Annotated in this window: 1 protein-coding gene; it reads right to left on the bottom strand. The window is 58.1% G+C overall.

From position 1 onward, the window contains the following. The coding region (locus QJ48_RS30065; protein ID WP_157261804.1) for a non-ribosomal peptide synthetase at positions 1-5,829 on the bottom strand (5,829 nt) is incomplete at both ends.

The raw sequence follows: 5,829 nt of genomic DNA on the forward strand, positions 1-5,829 counted from the left end.
ATGTCGTGTTTTCGGTCGGACCGTAGACGTTGAGGATATGCACGCCGGGGCACCGGCTGCGGACCAGATTGATATGCTTCGTCGACAGCACCTCGCCGCCCACGATCAAGTAGGTTAACGGACGGAACAACTCGGGCTTCTCCTGCGCCAGTTGGTTGAACAAGGCGACGGACAGCCACAGGATCGCGATGCGGTTCTCCGCGAGCTCCCGCTCCAATGCTAACGGGGACAAAATCGTCTCGTTGAGAACCAGATGCAGCGTGAGCCCGTTCAGCAGCGCGCCCCATACCTCGAACGTCGTGGCGTCGAAGACGAGCGCCCCCGTTTGCAGAATGCGGTCGCCTTCCCGGAACTCGACGTAGTTGGTATTTTTCACCAGGCGCACGACATTCCGATGCTCCGCCAATATCCCCTTCGGCTGCCCCGTACTGCCGGACGAATACACCACATAGGCCAGATGCGATGCCGATGATGTGTTGTCCGGATTGGTGAGCGCATCCCCGGCGCCGTTCGTCTCGGACGAGACGGCAATATCCAGCCGCTCGCCTGCGAACCGGAGATTCCCCCCGGCTTCGCCGGATACGAGCAGAATGCGGGCGTCGCAATCCTTCAGCATGTAGTCGCTCCGTTCCGCCGGATAGTCGGGATCAATCGGGAGATATGCTCCGCCGGCCTTCAATATGCCCAGAATGCCGATCAGCATCTCGACCGACCGCTCGACCATGATACCTACGACGGTGTCCGCCACGACTCCTTTGTCCCTGAGCACAGCGGCAAGTTGATTTCCCCTCGCGTTCAGCTCACGATACGTGATCGTTCGTTTCCCGAATACGGCCGCAATCCGGTCGGGACTTTTCTCCACCTGCTCCTCGAAAAGCACATGAATCGTCCGGTCTCTCGGATAATCCCGCTTCGTCGCGTTGAACTCGAACAAAATTTCCCGTTTTTCCTCTTCCGTAATGAGATCGATGTCGGCCAGCTTGACTTCGCGGTCCACGCATACCTGCGCCGCGATTTGACGGTAATGCAGCCCCATCCGCGCGATTGTCCCGGCATGGAACAAGCGGGTGCAGTATTCGAGGCTGCATGCGAAGGTCTGCTCGTTTTCCATGACGTGAAGCGTCAAATCGAATTTGGAGATGCGGTGTTCTCTCGGGATCGGCTTCAAGCGGAGACCGGTAAGCTTGCCGTCGCTCCCTTCCTTGGCATGGCTCATGTTGAACATCACATCGAATAGCGGATTCCGGCCCGGGTCCCGTTGAACTTGGATTTTATCCAGCAGCGCCTCGAACGGATAGCTTTGATTCTCGTAGGCCTCAAGCGCATTGTCCCGGACCTCCTTCAAAAATTCGAGATAGCTCTTCTCGTCCGCCGCTTGATTCCGCAGCGCCAGCGTATTGACAAACATGCCCACGATGCTATGCAGGTCGGCGTGCGGTCTTCCCGCAATCGGGTTTCCGATCACGATATCGTCCTGACCGCTGTATTTGGCCAGCAGGATATGGAAGATGGACAGCATAACCATATGCGTGGTGCTGCCCGTCTCGCGAGCGATGCTCCGGATGCCCTCCGTCAGCCGTTCGTCCAGGGAGAAGTGTCCGAGATTCCCTTCAAAGCTCTGCGTGGCGGGCCGCCCGTAATCGTACGGCAGGTGAAGCACCGGAATTTCGCCGGCGAACCGCTCTGTCCAATAAGCCTCCTGCCGGTTCATGTCCTCCGACTGCAGGAACGTATTTTGCCAGGCGGCGTAATCCTTGTACTGCAGGCGCAGCGGCACTGGCTCCTTGCCGTTGTATAGCTCCGTAAATTCGCTCAAGACGATTTCGATCGATACGCCGTCGCTAACGATATGGTGCATATCGACGAAGAGATACGCGGCATTCCCACTCTTGACGACAAGCTCCGCCCGGAACAAAGGAGCCTGCCCCAAATCGAAAGGCCGGACGAAACGCCGAATCAGCGATTCGAGCTTTTGGCCGTTCTGTTCGCTTCTTTCCAGCCGGAACGAATCGACGGGATGAACGATCTGCACAATCTCGCCGTCCCTATCCTCGAACGAAGTGCGTAACGACTCGTGCCTTTCGACCAGCGCCCGGAAGGCCGCTTCAATCCGGTCCGAATCGGCCTCGCCCTCGATCTCGCAGAGCATCGGCATGTTGTAAGCAATCCCTTGTTCGAGCTGTCGAACCAAATACATCCTTTTTTGGGCAGAGGAGGTGGCATAATACACTTGTTCCCTGCACGGCTCGATCGCTTCATAACGATTTTCCCGGCTGCTTTCGATAACAACGCTCAGCTCCCGGATGGTCGGATTTCGAAAGATTTCCTTTAAAGGCACTTCGACGTTGAACTGCTTATGGAGCTTGCCGGTCAGAACGGTCGCCTTTAACGAATGGCCTCCCATGTGGAAAAAGTTGTCGTGAACGCCTATTTTCCCAAGCCCCAATACTTCGCGCCAGATGTCCGCCAGCTTGACTTCGATCTCGTTGCGCGGCGCGGAATACGGGGTGCCTGTCCGGATGCCTTCCTCGGGCTTCGGCAGCGCCTTACGGTCTATTTTCCCGCTCTGCGAAGTGACGGGCAGCTCTTCAAGCTGGATGAAGTAAGCAGGGATCATGTAGTCCGGCAGCATCGTCTTCAGAGCCTCCCGGAGCTCCACCAGCACAAACTCACGGTCGCCCGCAAAATATGCGCACAGCTCGTTGTTTCCTTGTTCGTCGGGAATCACCAGCACGACGGCTTCGCGAATTCCCTCGATGCCGAGCAGTCGGGCTTCGATCTCGCCCAGTTCGATCCGGTAGCCTCTTATTTTCACCTGATGATCGATGCGCCCCAAATATTCGATATTCCCGTCGGAGAGCCAGCGGGCCATATCTCCGGTACGATACATGAGCGTGCCGGGAGACCACGGATTGGGAACGAACTTCTCGCGGGTCAGCTCGGGCTTATGCAGATACCCTTGGCCGACCCCCGCCCCGCCGACGTACACCTCGCCCGCAACGCCGACCGGCTGCGGCTGCCCGAGCGGGTCCACGATATAGATCGACGCGTTACTGATCGGCTGGCCTACAGGAGGCTGCTCCAAGATCGTTCCCTGCGGCGGCATGATATACATGGTCGTCACGTGCGCTTCCGAAGGGCCGTAATGATTGTGCAAGGTAACCCCCTGCTCCCGCATGTAACGCTGCAGCACGGGCCCGACGACCAGCGTCTCTCCCGCCGCAACCAGATGCCGCACGCTCTTCGGCCATACCGATTCGTAGGTAGGATCGTTCCAAACAAACTTCACAAAGGAAGCCGGCAGCAGCATCGTCCGAATGTCCCGCTCCTCCACGAACCGGAAAAGCGCAACAGGATCCTGGCGCATCTCCTCTTCAATCAAATAGACGGTCCCGCCGGCAAGCAGCGTGGAAAAGTTTTCCTGATAGCTCACGTCAAAGCTGTACGAAGAATACTGAAGCACGTTTTTGTCGAAAGGAATCGACGTATGCTCGTATTGATGCATGATCAGGTTTACCAGGTTGCTGTGCTTCATCATGATCCCTTTCGGGCTGCCAGTCGTGCCCGAGGTGTAAATGATATACGCCAGCTGTCCGCCGTCTTTTCGCTCCGAGACCGAGGAAGCAACCTGCGACTGCGCCGCGTCGGACCATCCGCTTCCCGACATCATCTCTTCTATGATGCGTACTTGTCCTTTATAGGTCAAATGGCCGTACGTCTGCGCGGCATCGACAAGCAGACAAGACACCCGGGAATCCTCAAGCATATAAGCGATGCGTTCGGCCGGATAAGACGGGTCCACCGCCAGAAAAGCCGCGCCCGCTTTCAGAATGCCGATCAGGCTGATTACGATTAGAGGCGACCGGCCGGCCATGAGGCCGACAATGCTGCCTGCGCCGATCCGGTCATGCTGCAGCGCCAGAGCCATCCGGTCGGACAACCGGTCAAGCTCCCGGTAAGTGAGCCGGTCTTCGCCGAAGACAAGAGCCGTGCGGTCCGGCGTCCTGTACGCCTGCTCTTTGAACAATTCGTGCAAGGCCAGATCGGGCACCTTCAAGACCGGTCCGTTCGTCCATTCCTGCAAGCAAAACAGGTCTTGGCTGCCGAGCAAATCCGCTTTTCCTAGCGGAATCTCCGGATCGGATACGACGTGCCGCAGCAGCACGATGAAATTGTCTCTCCAACGCGCGATGGTACCAGGTTCAAACAGCGCCGTGGCATATTCCAGGGCGCAGTGCAATCGGTCCCCCTGTTCGCTCACAAACAGCGACAAGTCGAATTTCGAGATCGAGTTGTCCAGTTCATAGGAAGATACCTTGACATCAGTCATAGACAGCTCGAATTGCTCCATATTTTGCAGCGCGAACATGACGTCAAAGATCGGATTGCGGCTGATATCCCGCTGCTGGACCACTTGTTCGACAAGCTCTTCAAACGGATAATCCGCATGTTCGTAGGCCGACATCGTAATTTCTTTTAGTTCCTCGATATACTGTCGGAATGTTTTTTCCCTAGCCGGCGCGGACCTGATGGCAAGCGTGCTCACGAACATGCCCAGCAATCCGTGGAGCTCTGCATGCGGCCGTCCGGCTACCGGCGAACCGACAATCAGCTCCTCCTGGCCGCTAAGCCGCGCAAGCAGGGTGCTAAAGGCAGCCAGCAGCACCATGTACAACGTCGCGCCGCTTGCGCGGGCCAGCTCCCGGACTTCTGCCGACAGCGCGGCGTCCAGCTCAAACTCCAATCGCGCTCCTGCGAAGCTTCGCACCGCCGGACGCGGATGATCCGCCGGCAGATTCAACACCGGCAGCTCCCCGGCGAACCGGTCCAGCCAATACGTTTCCTGCCTGCTGTAAGCCGGACTTTGCTTGAAGGCCTGCTGCCATACCGCATAGTCCTTGTACTGCAGCGGCAGCGGCTCCAACTGCTCTCCGGCGTACAGCCTCGTCAACTCGTTTACAAAAATCCCCATCGACGTGCCGTCCGAAACGATATGGTGCATGTCGAACAGCAGCAGATGCTCTGCCTCGCCAAGCCGCACAAGGCTCGTGCGAAGCAGCGGAGCTTCGCCGAGGTCGAACGGACGGAGGAATGCCGCAATTCGCTCTGCAGCCCCTTTTTCGTCCGCTTCTTCGCAGGATATCGGATAGGCCGCGGCGCTTCGCACTCGCTGTACCGGCTCTCCGTTAACCACTGTAAACGAAGTGCGCAGCGATTCGTGACGGGCGATCAGCGCTTCGAGCGCAGCCTTCAAACGTTCGCGAGCCAACGCTCCGGACAGCCGCAGCGCCACCGGCATATTGTAGCTGAGCTCCGCGCCTTCGAGCTGCTGCAGGACGTACAGCCGCTTTTGAGCCGAAGACAGCGGATAATACTCCCGCTCCTCCGTGCGCTTCAGCGCTTCATACGTGCGGCCCTCCGCCGCTTCCAACGCGTCCGCCAAGCTTGCGACGGTAGGCGTGAGGAACACCTGCCGCACGGAAATCTCCACATCCAGCGCCTGATGGATACGCGAGACCACAATCATCGCTTTCAGCGAATGTCCTCCCAATTCGAAGAAATGGTCGTGGATGCCGATGCCGCTGACGCCGAGCACGTCCTGCCATATCTCCGCCAGCTTCGCCTCGGTACGGGTTCTCGGCGCTTCATAAGCGCCTTCGGCCAGCTCGTCCGGCGAAATCTCCGGCAGCGCTCTCTGGTCCACCTTGCCGTTCGTCGTGAGCGGCAAACTGTCCAGCGGCTTCAGGTAAGACGGCACCATGTAGTCCGGCAGGCTTTCTTTCAAATACGCCCGAACAGCCGACTTGTCGAATGTCCCTTCCACCGTCA

This window comes from Paenibacillus sp. A3, from assembly GCF_001399685.1.
GTDB lineage: Bacteria > Bacillota > Bacilli > Paenibacillales > NBRC-103111 > Paenibacillus_G.